Annotated in this window: 19 protein-coding genes; 14 read left to right on the forward strand and 5 right to left on the reverse strand. The window is 38.7% G+C overall.

Features of this window, described 5'->3' with window-relative positions; genetic code table 11:
• The first annotated feature begins 9 nt into the window (after positions 1-9).
• Positions 10-3,177 (forward strand): translation initiation factor IF-2, encoded by a 3,168-nt coding sequence (infB, locus tag ACM03V_RS02415; RefSeq protein WP_414619149.1) that lies wholly within the window; start codon positions 10-12, stop codon positions 3,175-3,177.
• A 479-nt stretch (positions 3,178-3,656) separates the two neighbouring features.
• On the forward strand, positions 3,657-3,863 hold the full coding sequence (locus ACM03V_RS02420) for a hypothetical protein (RefSeq protein WP_414619150.1): 207 nt from the start codon (positions 3,657-3,659) through the stop codon (positions 3,861-3,863).
• A gap of 108 nt (positions 3,864-3,971) precedes the next feature.
• Here ACM03V_RS02420 and ACM03V_RS02425 read toward each other — a convergent pair whose 3' ends face one another.
• Positions 3,972-5,531: an ATP-dependent DNA helicase gene (locus tag ACM03V_RS02425; protein ID WP_414619151.1), complete on the reverse strand. Its 1,560-nt coding sequence runs from the start codon at positions 5,529-5,531 to the stop codon at positions 3,972-3,974.
• Between the two features lie 291 nt (positions 5,532-5,822).
• On the opposite strand from ACM03V_RS02425, the gene ACM03V_RS02430 reads away from it, so the two are divergent.
• From ACM03V_RS02430 to ACM03V_RS02445, 4 genes are all read left to right on the forward strand, one after another.
• A complete protein-coding gene (locus ACM03V_RS02430) occupies positions 5,823-6,785 on the forward strand; it encodes a M48 family metallopeptidase (RefSeq protein WP_414619152.1) in 963 nt (320 codons plus the stop codon).
• Positions 6,786-6,924: 139 nt separating this feature from the next.
• Positions 6,925-8,451: a lysine--tRNA ligase gene (gene lysS, locus ACM03V_RS02435; protein ID WP_414619153.1), complete on the forward strand. Its 1,527-nt coding sequence runs from the start codon at positions 6,925-6,927 to the stop codon at positions 8,449-8,451.
• A 123-nt stretch (positions 8,452-8,574) separates the two neighbouring features.
• Positions 8,575-9,270, forward strand: coding sequence for a hypothetical protein (locus ACM03V_RS02440; RefSeq protein WP_414619154.1), 696 nt, complete (start codon positions 8,575-8,577; stop codon positions 9,268-9,270).
• A 69-nt stretch (positions 9,271-9,339) separates the two neighbouring features.
• Positions 9,340-9,801 (forward strand): hypothetical protein, encoded by a 462-nt coding sequence (locus ACM03V_RS02445; RefSeq protein WP_414619155.1) that lies wholly within the window; start codon positions 9,340-9,342, stop codon positions 9,799-9,801.
• A gap of 120 nt (positions 9,802-9,921) precedes the next feature.
• On the opposite strand, the gene ACM03V_RS02450 is transcribed toward ACM03V_RS02445, so the two are convergent.
• A complete protein-coding gene (locus ACM03V_RS02450) occupies positions 9,922-10,506 on the reverse strand; it encodes a glyoxalase-like domain protein (RefSeq protein WP_414619156.1) in 585 nt (194 codons plus the stop codon).
• A 445-nt stretch (positions 10,507-10,951) separates the two neighbouring features.
• Between ACM03V_RS02450 and ACM03V_RS02455 the strand changes: the two genes are divergently transcribed.
• On the forward strand, positions 10,952-11,590 hold the full coding sequence (locus ACM03V_RS02455; protein ID WP_414619157.1) for an RNA polymerase sigma factor: 639 nt from the start codon (positions 10,952-10,954) through the stop codon (positions 11,588-11,590).
• Positions 11,591-11,677: 87 nt separating this feature from the next.
• Positions 11,678-12,772: a tetratricopeptide repeat protein gene (locus ACM03V_RS02460; RefSeq protein ID WP_414619158.1), complete on the forward strand. Its 1,095-nt coding sequence runs from the start codon at positions 11,678-11,680 to the stop codon at positions 12,770-12,772.
• Positions 12,773-13,499: 727 nt separating this feature from the next.
• Here the strand turns inward: ACM03V_RS02460 and ACM03V_RS02465 are convergent.
• Entirely contained in the window at positions 13,500-13,952 is a 453-nt protein-coding gene (locus ACM03V_RS02465) for a DUF2267 domain-containing protein (RefSeq protein WP_414619201.1), read from the reverse strand.
• Between the two features lie 722 nt (positions 13,953-14,674).
• Complete coding sequence (locus tag ACM03V_RS02470; RefSeq protein WP_414619159.1) at positions 14,675-16,165, reverse strand: sensor histidine kinase; 1,491 nt, start codon at positions 16,163-16,165, stop codon at positions 14,675-14,677.
• A gap of 1,004 nt (positions 16,166-17,169) precedes the next feature.
• On the opposite strand from ACM03V_RS02470, the gene ACM03V_RS02475 reads away from it, so the two are divergent.
• The 6 genes from ACM03V_RS02475 to ACM03V_RS02500 all read left to right on the forward strand — a co-directional run bounded on the left by ACM03V_RS02475 (position 17,170) and on the right by ACM03V_RS02500 (position 26,108).
• The gene (locus tag ACM03V_RS02475) at positions 17,170-17,745 is read left to right on the forward strand and encodes a hypothetical protein (RefSeq protein ID WP_414619160.1); all 576 of its coding nucleotides are present in this window, start codon (positions 17,170-17,172) and stop codon (positions 17,743-17,745) included.
• 350 nt (positions 17,746-18,095) lie between these two features.
• Positions 18,096-18,587, forward strand: a complete 492-nt coding sequence (locus ACM03V_RS02480) for a hypothetical protein (RefSeq protein ID WP_414619161.1) — start codon at positions 18,096-18,098, stop codon at positions 18,585-18,587.
• Between the two features lie 62 nt (positions 18,588-18,649).
• On the forward strand, positions 18,650-19,549 hold the full coding sequence (locus tag ACM03V_RS02485) for a molecular chaperone (RefSeq protein WP_414619162.1): 900 nt from the start codon (positions 18,650-18,652) through the stop codon (positions 19,547-19,549).
• A 174-nt stretch (positions 19,550-19,723) separates the two neighbouring features.
• Positions 19,724-23,095, forward strand: a complete 3,372-nt coding sequence (locus ACM03V_RS02490) for a carboxypeptidase regulatory-like domain-containing protein (RefSeq protein WP_414619163.1) — start codon at positions 19,724-19,726, stop codon at positions 23,093-23,095.
• A gap of 250 nt (positions 23,096-23,345) precedes the next feature.
• Positions 23,346-25,562, forward strand: a complete 2,217-nt coding sequence (ppk1, locus tag ACM03V_RS02495; RefSeq protein WP_414619164.1) for a polyphosphate kinase 1 — start codon at positions 23,346-23,348, stop codon at positions 25,560-25,562.
• Between the two features lie 141 nt (positions 25,563-25,703).
• The gene (locus ACM03V_RS02500; protein ID WP_414619165.1) at positions 25,704-26,108 is read left to right on the forward strand and encodes a response regulator transcription factor; all 405 of its coding nucleotides are present in this window, start codon (positions 25,704-25,706) and stop codon (positions 26,106-26,108) included.
• A gap of 298 nt (positions 26,109-26,406) precedes the next feature.
• On the opposite strand, the gene ACM03V_RS02505 is transcribed toward ACM03V_RS02500, so the two are convergent.
• Positions 26,407-26,574 carry a hypothetical protein gene (locus tag ACM03V_RS02505; protein WP_414619166.1) on the reverse strand — a complete coding sequence of 56 codons (168 nt, stop codon included), beginning with the start codon at positions 26,572-26,574 and terminating at the stop codon, positions 26,407-26,409.
• Between the last annotated feature and the right edge of the window lie 31 nt (positions 26,575-26,605).

Here is a 26,605-nt window from a genome sequence, read left to right on the forward strand (position 1 = left end):
GAAGAGTGGATGAACAACGGCAAAGTCAGAATTTACGAATTATCAAAGGAATTGAATTTGGAAAATAAAGAGCTATTAGCAATTTGCGATCAGCTCAATATCGCGGTCAAAAGTCATAGCAGCACGATTACAGAATCAGATGCAGAACGTATTCGCTCGCAAGCAGAAAAAGTGACCGCTTTGGGGTTATCCAAACATGGTACAAATAATAAGGGTTCTGGCAATGGTGCTTCTGCACCCAACAAACCACAAATATTGGAAATTCGTAGCAAACCAAAGCCATCGAAGAATTCCAATAGCGCTGACTCTACTTCTAAGCCACCGCAAAATGATTTAAAAAATCAACACAGTGCATCTGCCTCGGTTGTGCTTTCCCAATCAAATAATTCTTCAGTCTCGCCGATGGAACCAGTGACACCAACTGTACCTGTCTCCCCAGATAACTCTGTATCCGTTGCAAATACGGATAATTCAGCATACACCCCCTCTTCAGAATCAAATAAAACAGCTTTGAGCAAACAAGAAAAACTAGTTTCACCCAAATCCAAGCCGGAAAGACCAAACTCACCCGAACTAACTGCGCCGCCAACTAGACCTGCGGCAGCAAACCCAAATTCCGGTTTAGATAATCGCGCTGTCGAAAAACCAGTTCTCAAGCGCGATCGCACTCAATCAAAACCGCAAGGTCGTAAGCCGACTGCGGATAAAGTCGAACAATCAAACGTCGAAGAATCAAACGTACCGGCAGTGTCAGCAGACGCACCAGTTAAAACGGCGCGTCCGACAACGGCTGCACCAGTATCGAAAACAGAAAAACCACAAAAGCCCAAGAAAGTTTTACCTGGTGGAAGTCCTTCAGATGTTGGACGGCCGAGGAAGCAAGCACGTCAAGATTCATCAGCGCCTCCGAGCGTATCAACACCACTTAGATCGCCTTCCCGACCGGCGAAACCGGCAGCTATAAGTGAGTCAACTGATGTTGATGATAATCAAGATGATGATGTTGTTGATGAAGTAGTTGAACTCAAGCGTCCAACTCCACCTCGCTTACCTAGAGGTCAGAAAAAGCGCTCCAAGCAAGAGGAGGCTATTGACGAAGCCAAAGAAGCAGCAAAAGCTGCTAAGGCTCCGAAAAACAAGCGTCTGAAGCCAATGGCGGCTGAAGATGATTTTGAGGTAGACCTACTTGACGAAGACGAAGCAGCAGATACTATCGCTTCAGCAGTTAGTAATGCTATAGTTCGTCCTCCCAAGCCAAAAAGTTCCAAACCAACAGCAGCACCAACACCTGCTGCACCTAGCAAAATCAAAAAATCCGGTTCTCGCGACCAAAATCGTCGGCGCGGTGGTGGCGGCGGCAACAATAATAATGCAGAAACAGAAGCGAAACGTCAGCGCCCTGAATTCATCACCGTTAGCGGCCCAATGACCGTACAAGAATTGGCAGATGGTTTGGCAATGCCAGATACGGAAATTGTTAAAATCTTGTTCATGAAGGGTATTGCAGTTAGTATTACCCAAAGTCTTGATACTTCCACAGTCATCAATGTAGCTGAAGAATTAGAAGTATTAGTAGATACTCCAGAGCCGAAAGCAGAAGCCCGTAAAGTTACGGAAATGCTTGACTTGGAGGATATGGATCATCTGCTCCATCGTCCGCCTGTAGTAACAATTATGGGTCACGTAGACCACGGTAAAACAACCCTACTCGACTCGATTCGCAAAAGTAAGGTTGCTTCCGGAGAAGCAGGAGGTATTACCCAGCACATCGGCGCTTACCATGTAGATATAGAACATGATGGTAAAGAGCAGCAGATTGTCTTCTTAGATACTCCCGGTCACGAAGCCTTTACAGCAATGCGGGCAAGGGGAGCGCGGGTAACTGACATTGCCATATTGGTAGTGGCAGCAGATGACGGCGTTCGTCCTCAGACAATTGAAGCAATCAAGCACGCTCAAGCTGCGGAAGTGCCGATTATTGTCGCAATCAACAAAATTGATAAAGAAGCCGCACAGCCAGATAGAGTTAAGCAAGAGTTAACTCAGTATGGTTTGACAGCAGAAGAATGGGGTGGCGACACAATCATGGTTCCCGTCAGCGCCATTAATGGGGAAAACCTAGATACGCTTTTAGAGATGATTGTGCTGGTTTCCGAAGTTGAAGACCTCCAAGCCAACCCAGCGCGTTCGGCGAAAGGAACCGTCATCGAAGCTCATTTGGATAAAGCAAAAGGCGCGGTTGCAACCTTGTTGATTCAGAACGGTACCTTACACGTAGGAGATATCCTCGTAGCTGGTTCCGTCTTCGGAAAAGTTAGAGCAATGGTTGATGATAGAAGCCAACGGGTAGACATTGCGAGTCCTTCCTTTGCTGTAGAAGTATTGGGCTTAAATGACGTACCGTTCGCAGGAGATGATTTTGAAGTCTTCAAGAATGAGAAAGAAGCACGGTTACTTGCCAACGAACGAGCCGAAGTAATACGTCAATCCCGCTTGATGCAGGGAGGGCGCGTAACTTTGACAAGTATTTCAGCACAAGCACAAGAAGGCGAGTTAAAAGAACTCAACTTAATCCTGAAAGGAGACGTGCAGGGTTCTGTGGAAGCTATTTTGGGTTCGCTCAAACAAATTCCGCAAAACGAAATACATATTCGGATGTTGCTATCTGCTCCGGGAGAAATTACCCAGACAGATATTGACCTTGCAGCAGCTAGTGGTGCCGTAATTATCGGCTTCAATACCACATTTGCTAGTGGTGCAAGACAAGCAGCAGACGAAGCTGGTGTAGATGTACGAGAATACAACATCATTTACAAACTCTTAGAAGACATCCAAGATGCATTGGAAGGTTTGCTGGAGCCAGAATTAGTCGAAGAACATTTAGGACAAGCAGAAGTACGTGCAGTCTTCAAAGTGGGCGGCGGCGCTGTTGCCGGTTGCTACATTCAATCTGGCAAGTTGCTTCGTAACTGTAAAGTGAGAGTACGTCGCGGTAACAACACAGTATTTGAAGGTGCCCTTGATTCGCTCAAGCGGATGAAAGAAGACGTGCGCGAAGTCAATTCCGGTTATGAATGTGGTATCGGCGTTGATAAATTCAATAGTTGGGAAGATGGTGATGTGATTGAAGGTTATCAAATGGTGACTAAACGTCGCACTCTTGCAATGGCAAGATAGTGAGTAGACAACGGTGTCATAGTCGAGCTAGGCAACTTAGGTATTTATTACCCCTAGTTGCCTTAGCCTATAACAGTCCATACGCCAATATAAAATTACCCAAATTAAAATATGTAGAGATTTTAGACTTTGCTTTGATCTCTACATATTTTTTATTAGGGAGTAGGAGCAGGGGAAAAGACCGTAAAATTTATGAAAAAAATATTTGTTTTAGTAACAAGGACAACAGAAATGTCCGTAAGCGAAGCACTACTTTGAAAAAGTATGGAATAAAACCTTAATCTAATTACTGCCTAATTCTCTTGTAGCGCGGGTAAACTAAACTTTAAAATATTAAGATAATAAATCTGTAAATTGGCATTAATAGACGGTATAGCTCCTTATATTGAAGTATAGTTCAGAACACAAGCAATTTAATCAAAATAAATCACAATATATTCTGCACAAATTAAAAAAGTTAAATAGAGGATTGAATAATCATGACTAGTTTTACAGTCAAAAGTGATGGCAATTTAAAAGGCGATACAGAGATTTGGAATAATTTGAAGCAGGCGATCGCGATTAGTTCGGGTTTTCAACGCTGGCAAATGGAACGAATGCAATCTGACGAAGATTTTGGACAAATAATCTTAGACGAGCAAGTACAGCGATATTTAAGAGAAACTTTAGAAACCCTAGCTTATTAATCAGTGAACAGTGAACAATGAACAATAAATAACCAGTACAAGCCCTTAGAAAGAGGGCAATTTTTTTGCTGATAATTGATAACTGATAACTGTTAATTGCTAACTGATTCAAGTTTCTTCTTCTAACGTAGAAAACAAATTTGGATCTAAATAATTTATCCGTGAAAGGGGACTTAAGGCTGCAAGAACTTGAGCGCCGTAGCTGCGGTAAATTGCCCGACTATCAAGCAAAGCCACTACGCTGCTTGAATCTCTGGCTGGGGCTACCGCTCGCTGTAGCTCATTTAATGCTGTAGGTAACAAATATAAGCGGAACCAATCTTGATGGGAATGCTTGTAATAAGCAACTCTACCAGCCACCAATGGATCTTCTAAAGACGGTAGGGGTAAAGTTGAAATAATTAACATTTGCGGCGATGGTAAAACTCTTTGATTTTCGCGCCAAAATTCCCAACCGCAAACTAAAATACCATTTTCATCCAAACAAGTTTTATCTACCTGTACCCGCGAACCAAATTCAGAAGCCAAAATTGCTCCTAATTGAGCTTTCAAGGGTACATCTCCTACTAAAATTACGGTTAAGCCAGGTGATGTTGCACTCAAACATACCATCTGACGAACTTGATCAATAAAGACGGGTTTAAATTCTGGGGTATTGGGTAAGGGTAATTTATTAGGTATGTAAAGTTGAATGGCTTGGGTTTGATTATCCGAAGAGAATTTTAGACAAGTCAAATCGCCCAATCCCAAACGCTGACGAAATAATGTAGCTTCAGTATCTGGTTCTAAAGCAGAACCAATTAACACTACGGGTTGTCGCTGCCAAATCGGCGAGAGAATTGATGCTAATTCAATCGGGGCGCAATGTAGGGAAAATAAACCTTGACGGCGATTAATAGTAGCCCAAAGTAAAGGAGGAGAAGGCGAAGATTTGTTAGGGGAAAAAGTTTCATGTCTGGTTCTAAATAATTGCCAAAACTTCTTCCAAGATTCAGGAAGGCTATTTAACTCTAAACTTGAATAAGTCCGGCATAAAATTTCTTCTTCAGGTTCCGATATTAAGTAACATTCGTAAGGATTTGCGGGATGTTGAAAGATTTCGCGCGTCAACTGCACCCTCATAGTGCGAATTTCTTCGGCAAACGAAGGGCAAGCCAACATTAACTGTTCCCAATCGTAGGATTCAATACTGACAGTTAACTGTTTGCGTATCCAATCTTCTAAATCATCCACACCGTCAATAATTGTGGGAATATTGGCAGGAAAATTATTATTAGAACTCAACTGTGCTTCCAACCAAGCTTGGGGAGACACCATGAGAATTCCCTTGAAATCATCAGAGGGGAAAATATCGGCAACTATTATAGGTTTATTGACTTTTAACCACTTTTGTAGTCTGGGAATTTCCACCTGTAACAAACGCTGCTGTACTGCTCGATTTGCCACAATAATTACAGCCCCGTGCCACATCAAAGCCGAAGCCACAAAACTAGTACGATACTGCCCTTGATAACCACAAGCCGCTCCCACTTGAATTAAGGCGCTACGTCCCACCCTCAAGGCTCGTGCTACCAACCGCGCCATCGTCAAATGATGCGGCCAAGAAGGAAAACCTGCCTGCGATCGCAGGAAGTTATGTAGTGATAAATGAACTTCAGCTTCAATCACGCGCTTTAAATCCCATACATAGTAAAGTAAGTTTTTAGCTTTTAGTTTTTAGTTAAATATGAAAGTTAATTGTTTAACTCCAGAATTTTAAACAGTTCTCCTACAACAGTTCTTATCTATATTTATATTATTTTGCTAGTTTTAGGGCGGCACATAGTACCGAATTGTTACACTACAGACGATTAAACATTTTTTATATGTAACGTAGTTCGGTACAGAAGCAGCCAGAACCCGAATTACGCTTTTACTCTATCCCTTATTGCTAATAAATAGCTAATTACTCTTGCAATTATGCCAACTTATAAAGGAATTTCAGCCGAAGCTTTTAGACATCCCTTAGATCGTCAAGCCGAAGAATCTTTAAGAGGTTTACCAGGGTTTGATTTTCTTGCCCGTAAATTTGTAGAATTTGTCTACGAACGTCCGCAATTAGTTTATCTAATGGGTAACACCATTGAAGTCGGACCGCGACAATATTCAACTATTTACCAGATATTTCGGGAATGCGTGCGAGATTTGGATATTTATCCAGAACCCAAACTGTTTGTCGAGCAAAATCCCGTTGCAAATAGTTATGCTTTGGGACAGGAGCATCCTTACATCGTCATCAACACGGGAATTTTGGATTTACTCAACGAAGCCGAAATTAGGTCTGTGCTAGCCCACGAGTTAGGACATATTAAGTGCGGTCATACTATTTTAATTCAAATGGCGATGTGGGCGATGAATGCCGCCTCTATTGTCGGGGAACTAACTTTTGGGATTGGTAACATAGTTAGCAGCGGTTTGATTTTTGCTTTTTTTGAATGGCGACGCAAAGCCGAGTTAACAGCAGATAGAGCCGCATTATTGGTTACAGATGACTTAACAACAGTTATGTCTTCAATGATGAAAATTTCTGGCGGTAGTAATAAATATGCCAATGAATGTAGTTTACAGGAATTTATTCGTCAGTCGGAAAATTATCAAGCACTTGACGAAGATGGACTCAATCAAGTGTATAAATTTTTAATGTATAACGGCGCTCAAGGGGTAATGCTCAGTCATCCTTTTGCAGTTGAAAGAGTAGATTTTCTAAGAAAATGGGCTGTATCTCAAGAATATGCAGAAATTAAAAGAGGAAATTATCGCAAAGAAGCCTCGGAGGGTGCAGTTGAAGTCAAACCTGAAGCTAATCAAAACGAAGAAATTGATAAATTGCGGCGACAAATAGAAGAATTACAGCAAGAAATTAATCAAATTAAACGCGATTGATCGAGGGGAAATAAAAAATACTACACAAGCAAAACCCACGGAGGTGGGTTTAATTGAAAAAACTTATCCCGACTATTCTCAATGTACAATGCGGGCAGAGAACTATAATAAAACCTTGCCCTCAGAAAGTTCGTAAACCATGTCGGAAGAAGATATCCGTGCCACGAGGCTAGAAAAAGTAAAGCAGCTACGAGAGCAGGGGATGAATCCTTATGCTTATAGCTGGGAAGTAACTCATCACGCGGGTGAATTACAAGAGAAATTCGCCGATATCGCTAACGGTGAAGAAGTTGATTTTGAAGTGGCGATCGCCGGAAGAATAATGACACGTCGTGTCATGGGTAAGCTGGCGTTTTTTACTTTGCAGGATGAAACTGGCACTATTCAGCTTTATTTGGAGAAGAAGCGCATTTCTGAAAGTATGGCGGATATGGATGCCGATGCTTTCAAAAATCTCAAACAGCTTACGGATATGGGCGATATTCTGGGAGCAAAGGGAACTATAAAACGGACTGAAAAGGGCGAATTATCGGTTTACGTTAAACAATATACTGTCCTGACTAAATCCCTGTTGCCTTTACCCGACAAATGGCATGGGTTAACTGATATCACCAAACGTTATCGTCAGCGTTATGTGGATTTGATTGTTAACCCAGAAGTGCGACAAACTTTTCGCCGTCGCGCTTTGATTACTGCTGGGATTCGCCGCTATTTAGACGAGCGGGGATTTATTGAAATTGAAACTCCGGTAATGCAAGGTGAAGCTGGTGGTGCGGATGCACGTCCGTTTATCACTTATCACAATACGCTGGAAATGCAGCTGTATTTACGCATTGCTACCGAACTTCATTTAAAGCGGTTAATTGTTGGTGGGTTTGAAAAAGTTTTTGAATTAGGAAGAATTTTCCGCAACGAGGGCATTTCAACCCGTCACAATCCGGAATTTACTACCATTGAGCTTTACCAAGCTTATGCCGATTACAACGATATGATGGATTTAACGGAAGGTATTATTACTACCGTTGGGCAAGAAGTTATCGGCACGCTGAAAATTAATTACCAAGGAACTGAAGTCGATTTGACTCCCCCTTGGCGAAGAGTCACCATGCACGAGTTGGTGAAAGAATATTCAGGTGTAGATTTTAATTCTTTACAAAATTTAGCAGAAGCCAAAGCTGCCTGTAAAAATGCTGGGATTGAAAGTATAGATGATTGCCCTTCCTTGGGTAAACTTCTTAATGAAGCCTTTGAACAAAAAGTGGAAGAAAATCTCATTCAGCCTACATTCGTAACTGATTTCCCCGTTGAAATTTCGCCTTTAGCAAAACCCCATCGTTCTAAACCCGGTTTGGTGGAACGATTTGAATTATATATGGTAGGAAGAGAAACTGCTAATAGCTTCTCCGAGCTTACAGATCCTATCGACCAACGTCAACGCTTAGAAGAGCAAGCTGCGAGGAAAGCAGCTGGCGATTTAGAAGCCCAAGGTGTGGATGAAGACTTCCTCACCGCATTAGAATACGGGATGCCTCCTACAGGTGGATTGGGTATTGGTATCGATCGATTGGTGATGCTATTAACTGATGCGGCAAGTATTCGCGACGTTATCGCCTTTCCCCTACTCAAACCAGAAAATACTACCGAAAAAATCGAGGAGCAGTCTTAGTAATTACACTTTCAGGTGCGTTATGTAGTTGCTTAACGCACCCTTTTTAATTTATATATATAGTGTGTAATCAAAATCTAAATCAATCTAAATTTTAAGTTAGGATGCGAGGGATACCATTTTTTGCAAGCGAAAGATATCAAAAATAGGTTAAAATATCTTAGAAGGGAAGCATCTATAGTAGACCCAAATTTAGCAAGAAGATTAGATGAGATAAACCGTTGGGTAAAAGATTTAAAACCTGGTTCGTTAACTGCAAAGAAATTTGTAATTTTATTTTTAGAACAAGTAATTAGAGATGCTGAAGTTTGGCTTAAAGTTAAATCTTTACCAACCTATGAAGAACAGCAGATGGCTTTTGATGCTCTTAAACCAAGTTTGAAATTTTGGTACAGCTATTTGTTTCCTAAATGGTTGAGCGAAAATGACTCTAAATTTTACATTTGGAGACAAAAATTAATGTCTGGCGAATTTTCCGCAGATGATGCCGATTTAATTACATCCGTTATTGATAATATTCAACGTCGTGGAGGCACTGTCGTAAAAAGATATATTGCCGACTTTTCAATGGCTACCGATATTATTGTAAGCAGTAAATACGATACACCTCTTTGCGTTCAACTTACTAGCTTAAGTGAAGAATTTTTTCAAGATAAATTTAACAATTGGGAATCCACACTACGTTTTTGGAAGATAGATAAAGGATTGCTATTAAGCTACAATCCCGGTATAACCGATTTTGTAGACCGAATAGTTAACGTGACGCTTTACAACAGCAATAATCTAGAAACAGGTATTTATTTAACTTTTAGTTTTTAGTTTTTGATTATTAGCTAATTAAAGCATCGGTAATATCTCTTAATAATTCGAGTCATAATGGTAAAAGAAATGTCAATAGACACTAAAAAGAGATTAGATAAGTTTATAGAATCAGTAGAAGCGGCTCAAAAATTACAAAATGACATAGTTAGATACGGACTCGAAGCAGCTTATTTATATGCTGAAGATGTAGATGGAGATTGGTTAGAAAAGTGGGATGAAGATGAGAATACGCAAACCAATTTTGTCGAATCGGTAACAACTTTTTTAGAAAGTGATAATTGGGTAGCTGTAAGTGTAAGAAAGCAGTTGCAAGGTAAATCGCTCTGTGAAATTGCGGCTCAATTGGAAGACTGTCTGAGACTTTCTGAATTGCAAAGTCGAGTATTTGCGATCAAAACCGTATTAGTTGAAAGTGCGAGTTTTGCAAAAATTAACTGTAGTTTTAGCGATGACAGCGATACAGTTGATTTATTAGATTTAGCCGAACAATTGGTAGAGAGATTGGAAAGAATTTTTGATCGGGAATAGGGAATAGGGAACGGGGAACAGGAGTAGAGTGGGAGATGGGGAGAGAAGGGGACAAGGAGAAATTAAACCTTTAACCTTTAACTTTTAACCTTAGTTACTCCTAACTCCCAACTCCCTTTATTAATTTGCGACTTCTGCCATTTCAACAACTCTGCCGTCGTAATCTTTCACCAAAAAATTCAGTGGCTTGCGATTGCGAATTTTAAATTTTAAACCTCGTGTTTCAACTCGCAGTAATACCATTTCTAGACAATCACGATCAAAGCATACGTGACGCTGTTGATTTTTGGTGCCCAAACTAGCTCCAGTGATTACGTGTAGCTGAGTATTTTTCTTAAGTTGATACCAAAGTCCTTCAGTAGCATTTGACATCCTGCTTGGATAGCTAGGGCTGCTACCTAAATACATCGGATCGATTCCCGTTGCGCCGATTGTTTGTTCGTAATTGTAATAATAGTGCAAAGGTACTTCCGCTGCGGGTAAGTCTAACAGCCCTTCATATAAATCTCGGGCTACCTCTAAATCAGAAACCATAATAGTATGTACTTTTGGAGCGCTGGAGAGAAACATCCACATCGCTCCAGCATAAGCTGCTAGGAGCATCACCATTATGCCTTGCGTGGAAAACAAGCTATCCAACGGCAGAAAAGAACCTAAAATATTCGGAGTAAAAACGTAAGCGATCGCGTCAACTAGTGTAACCATGAACAAATTAGTAAATATATAAGAATTGAATCTATTTTGGATTTTAACAACGGATGTTTTTTGTGCAGGGATTGTTAATGCAGGGAATTCAATGCGCTCCGGCATTATCTTCGTTAATCAAGAGTAGAAATTTATTCTAAAATCCTGGACACTTACTTTATGAGAGAACTCCTGCACCGCAGTATCCTTAGAATCTAAGCAGAGTTAATGAAAGCTGTAAAAATAACAATATTTTACTACTTCTTACTTCCTACTTCCTACTTTGTGCTTTCTGCTTTCTAGCTTTACCCAGCAATGAAGGGGTTGTTCGAGTAGCAGTGCTTCTAATCTATGAAAACTTTTAATCTAAATGTTCGTGCTAAATACATCAACACCAAGATATTATGCGATTAACGAAAAATATACATCCCTCAAATAATTCTAGCAATATAGACTAAAAAAGACTGTGCAAATTCCTCATTTCCCAGAATCCAACCATCCTTTAGTTAAGTCACTGTTCCATAAAAGCGATCAAGAACTGATAAATTTATTTGGACAGTACCCAGACGCTGGAAGATACTTTACGGCGATTTTTTGCCGATATAGTCCGATCGTCTACACTTTGATTATGCATTCAGCGCGATCGCCAGTACAAGCCGATTATTTGTTCGCCATGACTTGGAAACATATTTACTACCAAGTCGGTGGGGTGAATTTAGAAAGTACAGATCCACAAGCACCAGCCATGACTTTACAAAATTGGCTGATTAATATGACTGCTTACTGTATCAATGAAACAGAACTACCACCTACGGAAAGTATTCATTACTCCCTCAAAACTACTTCTCCGCCTCTGTGGTGCTATGTAGAACAGTCTTTAGACCAATTACCACCTATGTTGAGATTGATAGTCTTAATGGCTCAAACCTTCCACTGGAGCGAAACGAGAATTGCAGCTTATTTGCAAGCTGAGGGAGAAGGTATTTCTCCAAATGAGGTAGCAAATTTTCTTCAACAAGGTTATCGTATGCTAGAAGAAAAATTACCAGCAGACATTCGTGCCATATATTTAGGTGAAAATTTCCTTCAACCTGTATCTGCGTAATAATGCTTATTCAACGAATCAAGCTGGTAGTAATTTAGTTTAAAGTAAATGTTTTTACTTAAAAATAATTTTTTACGGTAAATCTATATGAAACAATCGAACCTACTAGCAGCAGCCAAATTTCAATCATCATCCTATCGTGCCCGGAAGCAATTTCCCAAAAAGCTTAACAAGGCTTTTGGTTTTTTACTATTTTCCTTATTATTAAGTCCCATAACTGTAACTGCTGCTGATATTACCGAACAACTACATTATCCTCAAATTGACAAAAAAGTATTGCAGCAATCAAGGGATGAAGCAGATACTTTGTTGCGTTTAGGTGAAAGACAAAATATCGAGGGAAATCCTAACAAAGCAGTTGACTCTTTATTGCAAGCAAAAGAAATTTACCATTCAATTGGTGACTTAAATGCACTTGGTTTAACCTACGAGTTTTTAGGCAAAAGTTACATTGAGTTAAAACAGTATAAAAAAGCGTCGGACGCAATTCGCAGACGTTTGGCGATCGCTCGCGACACCAAAGACTTTCAAAGTCAGATTTTTGCGCTAAATAACATCGGAACCTTGCTGCTACAAAAAGGCGAATTTCAAACCGCTTCTCAAACTTTTGAGCAAGCATTAACAATTGCTCAAAACCTTAGTAGTAGTGAAGGTTACGGAATATCCTTAAGTAATTTGGGATTATCCGCAGCAAGGGTAGGAGATTATAATAAAGCAATTAAACTGTACAAAAACGCTCTTAATTATCGACGAAAAGTTGGTAATCCCATAGGTGAAGCAAACACCTTAAATAATCTAGGTGAAGCTTACCAAATAGTTGGTAGTTATCAAGACAGAATTGATACTTATGGAGCCGCTTTAAGACTTGCTCAAGCATCAAGAGATAATATTAATCAATTACGAGCAATCGATGGATTAGTAGCTGCTCATAGTTCGGTAGGTCGGTACAATAGTGCAATTGAATTATTAGAAAAACGGTTGGCGATCGCCTCATACTTAAGAAGCCCCCGCGAGCAACTAAATTCCTTTGAATCCTACGCTCAAATATATGAAAAGCTTGGTAAATATTCCACAGCCCGTAACTTTTATGAAAGAGCGATTACTTTAGCAAAAACCCTTGAAGATAGTAGAAAGGAATTGCTATTGCGCGATCGAGTTACTCAAATGATGAAAAAAAGCTGATTTGGGAATTGGGAATTGGGGATTGGGAGACAAGGGGACAAGGAGAATTTTAACCTTTTCCTTTAACCTTTGACTTTAGTTACTCCTAACTCCCAACCACAAACTTGTTCTGATATTGTTGGTGTAATGCTTGAAAAAAAGCATAATCTAACACAAAGATGCTGAGGGAATTACTAGAAGTTGCGAAAAAGCTATTTGAAGTTACTGATGGCTTAATTTACTTCTTGTATTTCTTACACCATTCTCAATACCGCCTTGGAATAAATTCCCAGGCTCATAAACAAAGTCAGATAAATCTGACTAGGAGAGGCTTTTAGTGCGTTTTAACGTACTTTGTATATTAGCCTCGGAATTGATTCCGAGGCGGGAATTAGGGCAAAGACGAGAATGGTGCAAGATGTGAATTTTAACGCACTTTGTATATAAGCCTTGAAACTGATTTCTCTGCGTTCACGCGGAGCGTGCGGGCTAGAAAGCCTCCGGCTTACAAGGTGGGTGTTTGGGCTTAACGGTAATGGTGCAAGAACTGAGGATTTGCCAAATATTCTTGATGATATATATGACGAAAGAAAGATAAATGGGCTATCTTAGCAAGGACTTAAAAATAGGATAAGGGAATGGTCTAAGCTCAGTTAAGATAATTTTTACTGAATAGGGAAAAAGACTAAAAAAATAAGAGCTAGGAATTAACTCCTAACTCCTAACTCCTAACTCCTAACACTTAAAATTAAGCTGCTTTCCACAGTTCAAGAATTCGATCGGGTAGCCATTTAGCTATCTCCTGAATTCTTTCTTCTGATAACTCATCTTTTGTGGCAGAGAAAATAGCCTTAACAACTTGTTCGCGGTCTACATCTTTTGGCATTCCACCTTCGTTTGCGACTCGGAATAAGAAACGGTCAGAGTCAATTTTAAAGATACCGGGACCTTGCCAAGGTGGACGTACCCGACTTAAAAATCCGACAATTGGATTCGTATCTTTCCAAAGCTCTACAATTTCCATTTGTAGGGCTTTATCTTTTGTAGGTTCTGCTGGTTCGTGCAATTCCTCAGCAACGCGATCGGCTGCTTCTGTAGTCATTAGGTCGCGCATTACCCGAAATACCACTTCGCTAATATCTCTAGCATCGAAAATATCATTTAAACCACCTTTAAGCATTACCTTTTCTAAGAAAGGCATATCTTTTGTAGCTATTGGACTTGCGGGACCTTGATCTAAAGCTTGAGGAGGATTTTCCTCCATTCTTTCGAGTAACTTTTTCCCTTTATCTGTTAATTTTGCCTCTTCAAATTTGATTAGATGTGGAAGAGGGCCATCTTCGGCACCTAAAGTATTTGCGACTCTAACTCCAACTTCATCTGAGTTTATTAGATCGGGGACATCTTCCTGATTTGCGTATGCATTACCCGAAAACTTTGCTTGGATATACTGCTTTTGATTTAAGTAATCCAAATGACCCATGAAGTCACTTTGTGTCAATCCTCTACCTGTAAAATCAGTTTCGGTGAAGCCAATTTCGTGAATTTTGTCACCGCCTTCTTTAATTTTCTTGAGTATAATAAAGGCAACATCTTCTCTTAAACTAATAGGCATTCAATTCTCCTGAAAGCTTTATTTTTATTTATATTTAGCTGAATAAATTATCATCAAAAGTAAATTGGCAATTTGTGGAATTAATCTAAATAATCTAGATAATCTAAAAAAATTATCAAATTATCAAAGATTAAGAATCAATAGAAAAATCATTTGTTTTCTACTTTTTGCATCAAACTGCTACTGATTCGATGATTATTTTTATCCTTTAAGCTTCATCAACCACCTTAATAGGTACAGTTACTCATCCACATCTGCCACTAGAAACAAATTGCATCCACCAGCCGAAACATTTTTAGCGTTCAGAATTAAGACTCAGGAATAATTGGCAAAGTGACGGTAACTGTTGTACCTTTTTCAAGAACGCTTTCAAATTGCACTTGTCCTTGATGGTTTTCCAGAATTGCCTTAGAGATAGGTAGTCCCAAACCAGAACCGTGAGTATTTTTAGTCAAAGTGTTTCCCGATGTATGGCTGCGTGCTGGATCTACTCGGTAAAAACGGTCAAACAAGCGCGGTAAAGCTTCAGATGGAATACCAATACCGTTATCTTTAACCTTCACTTGCAGCACCGAACGATTTACAATTTCCATGCGCGACAATTCAACTTCTACTCTCCCGTTTTCCTGGGTGTAGCGTAAAGCGTTGCTAATTAAATTAGTAAATAAACGTGCTAATTGCTCCCAATTACCCATCAAGGTAAACCAATCTTCAAGTAATTCCGGATTAATTTCGGTTTCGGGAGAATCAATTAAATGTAACAATAAAGCAATATTTTTTGACTTAGCAAACAGCTGTTGTTCTTCGACTACTTCCATTAGCAAAGCGTCAATAGGGCAAGAAGAAAATTCGTAGCTGGTAATTCCGCTATCTTGACGAGCCAAAAATAGCAAATCATTGACTAACTTACCAAGACGTTGAGTTAATCGTTCTATTAACTTTAACTGTTGTTGATAATGTTCTACATAAATCCCTTGTGCTTGCGTTACTTCCAACTCATCCAAAGCAACCTGTACGTTAGTTTGAATTAATGCGATCGGACTTCTAAGTTCGTGAGAAGCATCTGCGGTAAACTGCTTGAGATGTTGATAGGACTCTCTTATGGGTTGCATTGCTAATCCAGCAAGAAACCACCCGCTAGTTGCAACAGAAACTAACATCAAGCTAATACCCAAACCCAAATCCACAATTAACTGACGGCTAGGTTTTGTCACTTCAAACCAAGGATGGCTTACCCGCAGATATCCCAAAACTTGTCGTCCAACTTCCACTCTTTGAGTCACTTGCCGCAACAGCATTGGCTCAGAAAGCCCACCTACATTTTCCCCTTGTCTACGGACACTTTCCTCAACGCTTTGAACCCCCGCACGGAAGTGTCCTCCCCTTTTCCCCTTGTCTACGGACACTTTCCATCGCCCCATCTCTCCCCCTCTCACCACCCGAACAGTTTCACCCATAGGATTGGAATGAATAGGTATATTTAATGGTTCAGATAAAGTTGACCAAAGTAACTTACCAGTAGGGCTAAACCATTCCAAATCTATACGGTCATCTTCATTTTTATCCGTATCATCACGGAAACTCGCTTCTAAATTAACTTTGAATTGACCGTTATTCGATACAGCTTCGATAACAAGCGATCGCTCTACAACTTCCACTACATGATTCAACGTATCGTCAATCCGCTCAATCAAAGTATTGCGTACATAAAAATAAACTCCACTAGCAAACACCAGCAATAACACGGCCGTTACGGCAGTATACCAAATAGCAAGACGACGACGAGTAGCTTGGAACATAGTCAGTGAGCAGTGAACAGTGAGCAGTTACCAGTTATTAATTCTACCCCCTCTACCCCCTCTTCCCCCTCTTCCCTTCAGTGTTATCTCGGATAATATTTTTACATTTTTGGCACTTAATTCCATAATCCTACTGAAGTTATCCTTTAGCCGTAGAGGTTACATTCTTGATGTAAACCGGATACGAAGCAATGAACAAAATTAGTTGAAGCTTCTATTAATAAAGATTGGTAACTTGATATCAAGTTTCAACAACTTTATTGATTGATAGCAAAACAAAAAAAATATAGGAGTTTAGGAAACTGCGTTTATAGAAGAGTAATTAATCTATAAACTGTTATGGCAATACTTTTTTCATCTTCGTATTCATAAAAAAGTATGTTCTATATATTGTATATATTGCGAGACATACTTTCCTTATTTGCCATTATGTAGACAGTTAACTGTTGACTCGGTTAGGATAAAAAAACTTTCTAAGCTCCTATAAGTTCCCGTTCAATAATAGAAGCGACGTTATAAGTTAAGCGTCATCAAAGCAATTAATAAGTAGTTTTATTTGATAAAACGTTTATTAAAAGTATTTCGATAATCTCGTTTACGAATTGTCGCTTCATTGTTAATTACTTACGTAAACGAGATAAGCATAAAAGTTTTTTATTTAACCTTTAAAGGGGGTGATGCTGACAAAAAAATCTGATATTTTAATTAACTTGATTGTCTTCATAACCAAGTTTCGTTTTTCCGTTACTCTCCGGCTTACCAGGGAACCTCTATCAAACCGCTTTATCAAAGCATGAAGTCAAAGTTATGGTTTTTAACCTTATATAAAATGTACTGTACCGGAATATTGGCTCCATAAATCCAGGTGTACGTATTTTTATATTTTTCATAACTTGATTCTCCAGGTTTTATCTCAAATCCCTTTAGCAAACTAATTTGGATAAGTCAAAAACAGAGAGTTCATCAAACAACATTTACCTTACTAAAACCACAGAGAAATAGACATGAAGAAAATTCTAGGCATTTTTGCAGCTAGTGCAGCAGCTTTAGCTAGCGCTATGATTTCAGCACCCGTTAATGCACAATCTGCTTTTTTACCAGTCGAGATAAAGGTGACTCCAGCAATATACCTACGTACATATAGTGACTTAAAATTTGAAGTTAGTGCAACAGATTTAACAACAGGACGTTCCGTCGATCAAGATGCAGGAAGTTACGAAGAGGGTGGAAATATTACGGGTTTATCAACAGACACCCCGACTGGAGCGGAAGACCTAATAGTAACCAAACAAATTCCAATTTTATACCAACTTTGGGGTTCTACTGCTAGTGCAGATGTTGATCTTATTGCCACCAAAACCGAACTAAGGGCTTCAGCAAGTGGAGGTTTCAGTGGAGGAGCGGGAACTCCAGTTACAATGACTGTGACAGAAGGACCACTTGAAAACAAGACAAATGCTGCTACTGCCGCTTATAAAACAGGTTCAGCATCATTCGATTTTACTTTCCCCAGTTCTACTATCGGTGCGGATACAACATTCACTGGAGGTGAAGTTGAAATCAGAATTGTAACTCCGTAAAAAGTTTTACTTTTAATATTTCTGGTGCAGGCAAATGCCTGCTTCCAGTCTCTTCTTAGCTAAAAAGTATTTACTCACGGAAATATCAAAATTCAATACAAAAGACTAACTTAATTGCTGTCATTATTTATGAGAATTATTTTCATTAATCTTATTTAAACATCAAATAAATTATTGGTATTTAAAACCTCATAATTGATGGCATAAAACCCTAGATGTATAGTAATGAATAAAAGGCTAATAGTTCATATTCATTTATTCCTTATAATATTAAAAAAAATCTATTTTATTGAAAAATGAACTGCCGAAATATTGTTAAATGTTACTTCAGCATACTTGTAGCTCTATCATTGACACCACAACCAAAAGTCTTTGCAGAATCAAGTTCAACTGGGTGTGAAGCAGAGCTTTATAAGCTATCTAATATAGCAGATACCCAAACACTAACAGCAACAGATATTATAGATGGTTCTGATGTGGAACAAATTGGCAATAATCAACAACAAATGCTATCAACTAATTCACCTTATAAATCAAGTGCAACTAAAGATGTAGCAAGATACTGGCAAATGAGGGTTAACAATTCTGATTTACCTATCAATGCCAGTGATGTTAAATACACATTAAGTCCTAGTGACGAAGCAAACAATCCTTTCAAAGAAAATAAAGTTGAACTAAGAGTTTTAGATATTGAAAAAATAGACTGCTCTGATGAAGAAGCTACTAGTATTATTACAGGTGGAATTAGCTTGGAATTTAGAGAATTATCAAACTTAGTATCTGGTACATTTTTAGGACAAATTAATGTTTGCGTACAAGTAAGTGGCAATTTGTGTGATTAAAACTTCAATGTTCTAATAATTTTTAAATTTTATATTTTTTGTGTGAGGAAGTGAGATTAGTAATGTTTCAGAAAACAGCAAAAGCAATCGCGTTAAGTTTAATTGGGTTGTTGGGTTGGGAAATACCAACTGTCACAGCATTAGACATGAGTATCACCCCTCCCCGCATGGAGTTAGATATTAATTCTAGGAAAGGGCGCTCTAATACGATTAAACTAACTAATTTTGCTGATAAACCAGTAGAAATTAGGGCTTATGTAAAAAACTGGACGATGAATGAAAAAAATAAATTACAAAATATACCATCTACCGAGCAATCTTTAGATAGATCGATTCTGTTTACTCCCTCTAAATTTACAATTCCAGCAAAGGGTACTCAAACTGTACGTTTCGCAATTCGCCCTAAAACTAAACCTGCTCCTGGGGAACATCGTGCTGTAATCTATTTTGAAGAAATTGCTCCTAATAGTGAGTCAGGTGCAGTGAAGACTAAAGCAAGTATTGGTGTTGTAGTCTATGCTTATTCCGGAGAAATAAAGCGAGTCGGCAATGTTAATTCTGTGACTGTTGATACTAAACCCAATGTAATTAATGCAGTATTTGATGTTGCCAATAAAGGTAATGCTCATGTACGAATGAGGGGACAATATGCTATTTGGGATGCTGCAAAATATCCAGGAGCGAAAGCAACCCAATATATCCAAAATGTTGGCAATTCCAAGAATAAACTACCTACAAATGTTGTTGGAATAGGAAATATAAATGTACCACCTGTTTTACCAAATACAAATCGTCAGTTATTACAAAAAATAACCCAAAAATTACCTCCTGGTAACTACGTTTTAGATATCAACGCCGAGTTAAGTGGAGTTCGAGTTGATAAAGGTATTCCTTTTACTGTAAAAGCTACAGCTAATACTCCCAAGCCTGCAAAGTCACCTGTAAGTTCTTTGAGTAAATAGTCTTTGTCTAGACAAGCTTTTTTATTTTCAGGGTGAGTTGATATTTCAACACCCCTGAATTAATTTACTACTTTTTTAATTTTTTTTCGCTGCATCTATCTGTTTTTTCATAAATACTACAATTCATCGCCCACAGCCTACATCAGGCTAAATATTGATAACTTTGTGCCAAGTATGCTCTACCTAGCTTTACCACTTACACCCCCACCAATCGTCAGTACGTTGACTCCGCAAGCTGCAACCCAAAATAGTGGTTGTGAATCGCTACAAGTTAAGTCGCAAAAATCTGACCTTGTAAATAAATTACTAGGGAAAATACTGGCTAATTCGGTTTCAACAAAGCCTTGTACCTCTGAAAATAAACAGTCTGAAATTATTCAAACTGATACACAAAAGAACAAGCCAGCTAAAGGTTTTGCAACTATTGCACCCGTAACTACATCAATAAAACAAAATTCATCAGTTACTGAAAGTTCGAGTGCTAACAAGCAAGCAGCAGTTAAAAGTAAAACCTCTCCAGCCCCTCTCGATAAAGCCTCTACAAACAAGCAATCTGAGAGTGAAAGCAAGTCTATTGAGAAGAATGCTATAGAAAAGATTTTGGCGACAGTACAGCAGTTAATTAACGTTTCCTTATACGCTTCAATCAACAATACTATCGGCGATACTGTCGAACCAGCTTCTAATTCTAGCTCCGGAGAAGCTAGCAATAATCAAAATTTAGAAGAAAAAATGAGTAATGCTAACAATCAAGAAGTTGCTAGCAATACAAATGTGAATACAGCAAAAATGTTGGCGGTTGTTCAGCAATTAATTAACGCTTCTATATCTACTTCTTTAAATAAAACTATTAATGATTCTGTTAACATCGATATTCAAAAGCCTGGGGAAATAGCTCTTTCTAAACCCCAAGTAGACGAAAAAAATATTAATAATAATCAAAAACCGAATAATCGAAAAATAGCAACAGCACTTAACAATCAAAAGAAAAGTTCTCTACGTGATTCTTTAATAAATAAGCTGCGCGGTGAAAACTCTATCCGACTCGCACAAATACCGGGCGAACCTTTTCTGGTTGGCGTTGTAATTAACGGTCGAGAAGTTGGTACTTTAGATATTATTGAAGAAAATAATACTCTTTTAATTCCTTTAGAAATATTTGCGGAAGTTGGCGGTTTTTCTGTTAATAAAACTAATAGTGGGATTGAAACTAAAACACCTTTAGGAATAGTTAAATTTTCACCAAATGTATTAAAGAAAATTAACGGTTTAACTTACGTTAGCAAAGAAATACTTCAAGAAAAACTGGATATAAGTTTAGAGTTAAATACCGCCGATTTAACCTTACTCGCTGACTTACCTTGGCGTGGTGGTAGCAGACAACCACGAACTAATGCTCAACTAAAACCTGAATTTTTTGCACCTAGTAGCGGACTTTCTAATCTACGACAAGAATTAGATATTATTAATACTCCTAGAGATACAACTTTGCAAAGTAACACGCTTTTGGGTGGAAGACTTGCTGGTGGTACTTGGCGTTTGCGAATGAATAATAACTTCCGCAATCAGCCAAATTTAACTGAATACTTTTTCTATAAACGTAGCGGTCAATTTCGCTATCAATTAGGTCGTCAAAGAGTTGGTTTACATCCTCTTATAAATGGACTTGACCTCACAGGTTTACAATTTGGTTATAGTAATTTACCAGCAGATTATTTTAATTCAACTTACAGCGCTAACGAACTTTTACCCAGACGCTCTCAATCCGTACAAACATTTAGCGGTAGAGTTCCACCAACGAGCGTTGTACAGTTAAGAGTTGGTGGAGTTCGAGTTGCAGAGCAACAGGTAGGATTTAATGGAATATATGAATTTCTTGATGTCAGATTACCTGTAGGGCAAAGTAATGAAATTGAAGTTTTAGTTTTTGATCGGAACAATTTACGCGCTCCGATTGATATTCGTACCGTTAGAATTAACGCCTCCGATTTGCTATTACCAGTAGGAGGTAATGTACAGTTAGGTGGATTAGGTTTTAGTGGCAACTTAGTTCAAGATACTTTATTCAGCGATTTTAATTCTACGGATGAAGGTACGCTGGTTGGTTTTTATCAACTACGTCAGGGACTTTCCGATAATTTAACCTTTGAAGGTTCTTTGCAAGCAATTCCTAACTCTTTCCAAACACAAGCAGGTTTAGTTTGGCGTTTAGCAAATCCGGTTATTTTATCAGCAAGTGTGGGTAATTCTTTTGATAAAGTTGGTTACTCTGCTAATTTGGACGTTGACTTAGATAAATTAGAAATAAATGCTAATTCTCAGTCACTTCCACAAAAGTATAGAACAGGCGAAGAATCAAATGGAGAACGATATAATCATAGTTTAGAAGCAAGATATCGCTTTAACAATAAACTAAATTTAGGATTTGTTGCCCGCAGCCGTAAAGATGATAGCGATTCAAACGATTATATTTTGCCTACTTTTTATGCACGTCCCTTTTCTAACCTATCTCTAAGTGGTAGACCTGATATTTTCGGGGATTATTTATTTAATGCTTTCTTTACACCAAATCGTTCCACTAGATTGTCTTTTAACACTTATGGTGATGCGTACATATCAGATTTAAGATATAACCTCAACCGTAATTATCAATTAAATTTCGGTACTGAATTTGGCAGCAATGACTCTGCTCGTTATTCAGTAGGTATTGGTCATAATTCTAATAGCCTTGAAAAATTAAGTTGGAATGTAGGATTGGCCTTAAGCGGTGGAGAAGTCGGACCAAGTGCGGGTGCCAGTATGCAAGTACTACCCGGTCTATTTGCCAGACTTAATTATGATGCTATACCTTCTAGAGGAATTAGTTCGGGTGGATTGAATGATAGTCGCCTCAGTTTATCCTTAACATCTGATATGTCTTTTGCTGGCGGTAGACTCACTCCAGCCAGATACAGCGGTATCGGTAAAGAACGCGGAGCAATTTCGGGTAAACTGGCGGTGGAAGGAGAAAGCAAAGGCTTCGATCTAAGCAACTCGATTGTTCGCATTTACGATACTCGCAACAAAAATGTAGGTTCTGCTAAAACTGACTCTAACGGTAACTTCTTTGTAGGTAATTTACCTGAAGGTGTTTATGTGATTGAACTCGAACCCGAAGAATTACCCATCGAACTTGCAGTATCCAAAACCAGTTTAGTAGCCGAGGTTGCTTCTTCTGGGGTAACTCGCGTAGATTTCCCAGTTAGAACAGAATACGGGGTTGCAGGAAAAGTTACAGATGCATCCGGACAACCACTGAAGGAAGTAAGTGTCGAATTAGTAACCAGCACGGGCGCACGAGTATTATCTGGCACAACCGATCAATTTGGTTTGTATCGTCTTGATGGAGTTCCTGTTGGTCAATATACTTTGCAAGTTTCTTCCCAAAATGAGCTAAACTCCAACAATACTCTTCCTAAGCGACAGGTAGTAATTAACAATAAGTTCGTTTACAACCAAAATCTACAGCTACCAGTTTCCGCAGCCGCAAAGAATAAGAAGCAGTGATCGGCGAACAGTTAGCAGTAAACAGTAAACAGCTACTTGTTAGTTTTTAAATAATACTTATACACTCCACTGAGTGTATTTTCGTTTAAGTAGAATAGTTGATTGAAAAGATTTGAACTAATTCAACGTAGTTAAAAATAACTGATAAGTGATAATTATTCTTCAGATAGAATCGGAGGCTACATTTAATCTACTATATTTATAGTCACGCTCAATAGTATATCTGTCGTACCAGCCCACCAAGGTCATCATGGCGAAATCGAAGAAAACTGCCAATCCGAACAATTTCTCAGACCCGAAATACTATCTCAACCGAGAGTTAAGCTGGCTGGAATTTAATAATCGGGTGTTGCACGAAGCAATGGATGCCCGAACACCTTTGCTCGAACGTCTCAAATTTTTGGCAATTTTCTGCACTAATCTTGATGAATTCTTCATGGTACGAGTTGCAGGCTTAAGGCAGCAGGTAGAAGCTAAAGTTAGCAGCAAAAGTTTCGATGCCCGCACCCCGCAACAACAATTAGAAGAAATTAGCTTCATGTTGCGTCCGGTTGTAGTTCAACAGCACCAACATTTTGAAAAAAAACTGCGACCTGAATTAGCATCTCACGGTATTCATATTCTCGACTATATAGATTTAACTGATAAACAACGCAAATATTTAGATAATCGCTTTGAGGAACAAGTTTTTCCGGTTATCACACCACTTGCTGTAGATCCTAGTCATCCCTTTCCCTACATCTCTAATCTCAGCTTGAATTTGGCGGTTGTAGTCAAAAACCCCGAAACCGAAGAAGAACTTTTTGCCAGAATCAAAGTTCCTAAAGTTCTACCGCGATTTTTGCCTTTACCACCGGAATTGGGTATTGAACGAAATGGCAAGCCCTGTATTTGGAGTGGTATACCTATCGAACAGGCGATCGCCCACAATTTGCAGTGTTTATTCCCTGGAATGAATATCTTAGAGTATTACACTTTCCGCATTACTCGCGATGCCGATTTGGCTTTAGAAGAAGATGAAGCCGACGATTTGTTATTAGCGATCGAACAAGAACTGCGAAAACGCAGGGCTGGAGGAAATCCAGTCAGAATTGAATTGCAATCTCAAACACCAAGCACGGTACGAACAAAGCTATTAGAAGTTTTGGATTTATCGGAAAATGATGTCTATGAAATAGATGGTCTTTTGGGGTTGCGAGACTTAATGTACTTTATGTCGCTACCAGTGCCAGAATTTAAGGATGTACCCTGGAAGCCCGTAGTACCTTCTAGTATGCAAAGGATAAAAGAGTCAACTTTTAATCCGAGTATGCAGCCCATAGAAGAAGGAAAAGATTTTTTCACTGCTATTCGAGAAGGGGATTTATTAGTACACCATCCCTATGAATCCTTTTCTGCATCAGTAGTACGTTTTATTACCACTGCTGCCCACGACCCCGATGTATTAGCAATCAAAATGACCCTTTATCGGACTTCTGGGGATTCGCCAATTGTAAACGCTTTAATCAATGCTGCTGAAAACGGCAAGCAGGTGTCCGTGCTTGTGGAACTCAAGGCACGCTTTGATGAAGAAAACAACATTTACTGGGCTAGGCGTTTAGAAAGTACGGGTGTTCATGTAGTTTACGGACTTGTAGGTCTAAAAACTCACAGCAAAATTGTGATGGTAGTGCGTCAGGAACAACATCGAATCCGCCGTTACGTACATATTGGTACTGGGAACTATAATCCAAAGACAGCAAGAATTTATACAGATGTAGGATTATTTAGTTGTCGAGAGGAATTAGGAGCTGATGTTACGGACGTATTTAATTTCTTAACTGGTTATTCTCGACAAAAGGTTTATCGAGAATTGTTGGTTGCACCAGTAAATATGCGAGAACGTTTCCTAACACTAATAAATCGGGAAATAGAAAACGTTAAAAATGGAAGTTCGGGGCGCATTGTAGCTAAAATGAATTCTTTAGTAGATTCTCAACTCATTGCTGCTTTATACGAAGCTTCTCGTGCAGGAGTGCAAATTGATCTGATTGTACGGGGAATTTGCTGTTTGCGTCCGGGACTTAAAGATGTCAGCGAAAATATTCGCGTAATTAGTATTGTGGGTCGTTTCTTAGAACATTCCCGCATTTTTTACTTCTATAACAATGGTGACGAGCAAATTTTTATTGGCAGCGCCGACTGGATGCCACGTAATTTAGACAGAAGGGTAGAAGTTATAACCCCGATAAAAGATCCAGACATTGCTAAAGATATACAAGAAATCTTGGGGATTATGCTCGCCGATAACCGTCAAGCTTGGGAACTGCATTCAGATGGTAACTATATCCAGAGGAAGCCGAGCGAAGACTCTTCAGAAGCTGGTTCGCAAAAAACATTGATGCAAATTGCTTCAGATAAAAGTACAAATGCTTCTAATTTGATCGGTTCTAAGAAGAATTCTTTGTATCTTGTAGACTTAACTTGACAGATGTTTAAATAGTTTTGACACAATAGCTACATATTTGTTATTAATGCATAGAAATTATTCACCCATAGGATAGAGTTAGTTGCCCTACCTTATCCCATAAACTATAAAGGTTAGTGTAAATTAATTTGTATTTATTAGATGTTAATGTTGTCTTGTGAGCCTTCGACCTTACGGGTTTTAGTAGTTGATGACCACGAACTGACTCGTTTAACTCTCCAACTAGCTTTTTCTTCTCAGAAAAATATTGAAGTAGTAGGTTTAGCTAGCAATGGTAAAGAAGCTGTAGAAATGGTTCAAAACTGCTACCCAGACGTAATTGTCCTAGATTTACAAATGCCAGTCATGGATGGCTGGAGTGCTTCGTGCAAGATTAAAGATATATCCCCTAATACTCAAATCATTGCTTATTCTTCTGTGGAAGAAAAGTATTTTCAGGAAACAAAAGCAATGGGTAGAGTAGATGCTTTTTGCAAGAAAGATGTACCGACTAACGAACTCGTTGGTTTAATTAAGCAGTTGGGAGAACCAAAAACAAACTCTTAATAAAGCAGATATATGTCTTATTGGTAGGTTAAATTTTAAGTAATAAATAAGTAATAAATATATATGAAGCGCCAGTACAGCTAGAAGTGAAGGCTTAATACTGACCCACAATAGTTTTATTTTTGATTTTTTGATTTCGGATTTAATGATATTTTCGAGCAAAACGATTTCGACTGCATTAAAGTCTTCTTGTCTCAATTATTTATTTATGTATGTATTATTTAGATATATACAAAAAACCCTCACTGGCAAAGTGTGAGGGTAATTATTTTTTCGTGTTCTTTATTTAAAGAAATATTTAAGGGAAAGTACGTTTGTATTCATCAAGCAATTCATCCATTTCTTCTAAAGCCTGATTAACATCAATTCTAATCGTTCCCAAGTTCGGCTGCTCTAACAAGCTGAGTAAATATTCACGCTTGCTTTCAACTACGGCAATTCTATCTTTTATATTCTGTATATCCATTGTTTGTAGCAAAATATCCGCTAAGTAATAC

This window comes from Calothrix sp. CCY 0018 (assembly GCF_963920925.1).
Classification (GTDB): Bacteria; Cyanobacteriota; Cyanobacteriia; order Cyanobacteriales; family Nostocaceae; genus Rivularia.

Coding starts and splice junctions, on each gene's coding strand:
- infB (WP_414619149.1), top strand. CDS start 10: ATGAACAACGGCAAAGTCAGAATTTACGAATTATCAAAGGAATTGAAT.
- ACM03V_RS02420 (WP_414619150.1), top strand. CDS start 3,657: ATGACTAGTTTTACAGTCAAAAGTGATGGCAATTTAAAAGGCGATACA.
- ACM03V_RS02430 (WP_414619152.1), top strand. CDS start 5,823: ATGCCAACTTATAAAGGAATTTCAGCCGAAGCTTTTAGACATCCCTTA.
- lysS (WP_414619153.1), top strand. CDS start 6,925: ATGTCGGAAGAAGATATCCGTGCCACGAGGCTAGAAAAAGTAAAGCAG.
- ACM03V_RS02445 (WP_414619155.1), top strand. CDS start 9,340: ATGTCAATAGACACTAAAAAGAGATTAGATAAGTTTATAGAATCAGTA.
- ACM03V_RS02450 (WP_414619156.1), bottom strand. CDS start 10,506: ATGGTTACACTAGTTGACGCGATCGCTTACGTTTTTACTCCGAATATT.
- ACM03V_RS02460 (WP_414619158.1), top strand. CDS start 11,678: ATGAAACAATCGAACCTACTAGCAGCAGCCAAATTTCAATCATCATCC.
- ACM03V_RS02465 (WP_414619201.1), bottom strand. CDS start 13,952: ATGCCTTTCTTAGAAAAGGTAATGCTTAAAGGTGGTTTAAATGATATT.
- ACM03V_RS02470 (WP_414619159.1), bottom strand. CDS start 16,165: ATGTTCCAAGCTACTCGTCGTCGTCTTGCTATTTGGTATACTGCCGTA.
- ACM03V_RS02475 (WP_414619160.1), top strand. CDS start 17,170: ATGAAGAAAATTCTAGGCATTTTTGCAGCTAGTGCAGCAGCTTTAGCT.
- ACM03V_RS02485 (WP_414619162.1), top strand. CDS start 18,650: ATGTTTCAGAAAACAGCAAAAGCAATCGCGTTAAGTTTAATTGGGTTG.
- ACM03V_RS02490 (WP_414619163.1), top strand. CDS start 19,724: ATGCTCTACCTAGCTTTACCACTTACACCCCCACCAATCGTCAGTACG.
- ppk1 (WP_414619164.1), top strand. CDS start 23,346: ATGGCGAAATCGAAGAAAACTGCCAATCCGAACAATTTCTCAGACCCG.
- ACM03V_RS02500 (WP_414619165.1), top strand. CDS start 25,704: ATGTTAATGTTGTCTTGTGAGCCTTCGACCTTACGGGTTTTAGTAGTT.
- ACM03V_RS02505 (WP_414619166.1), bottom strand. CDS start 26,574: ATGGATATACAGAATATAAAAGATAGAATTGCCGTAGTTGAAAGCAAG.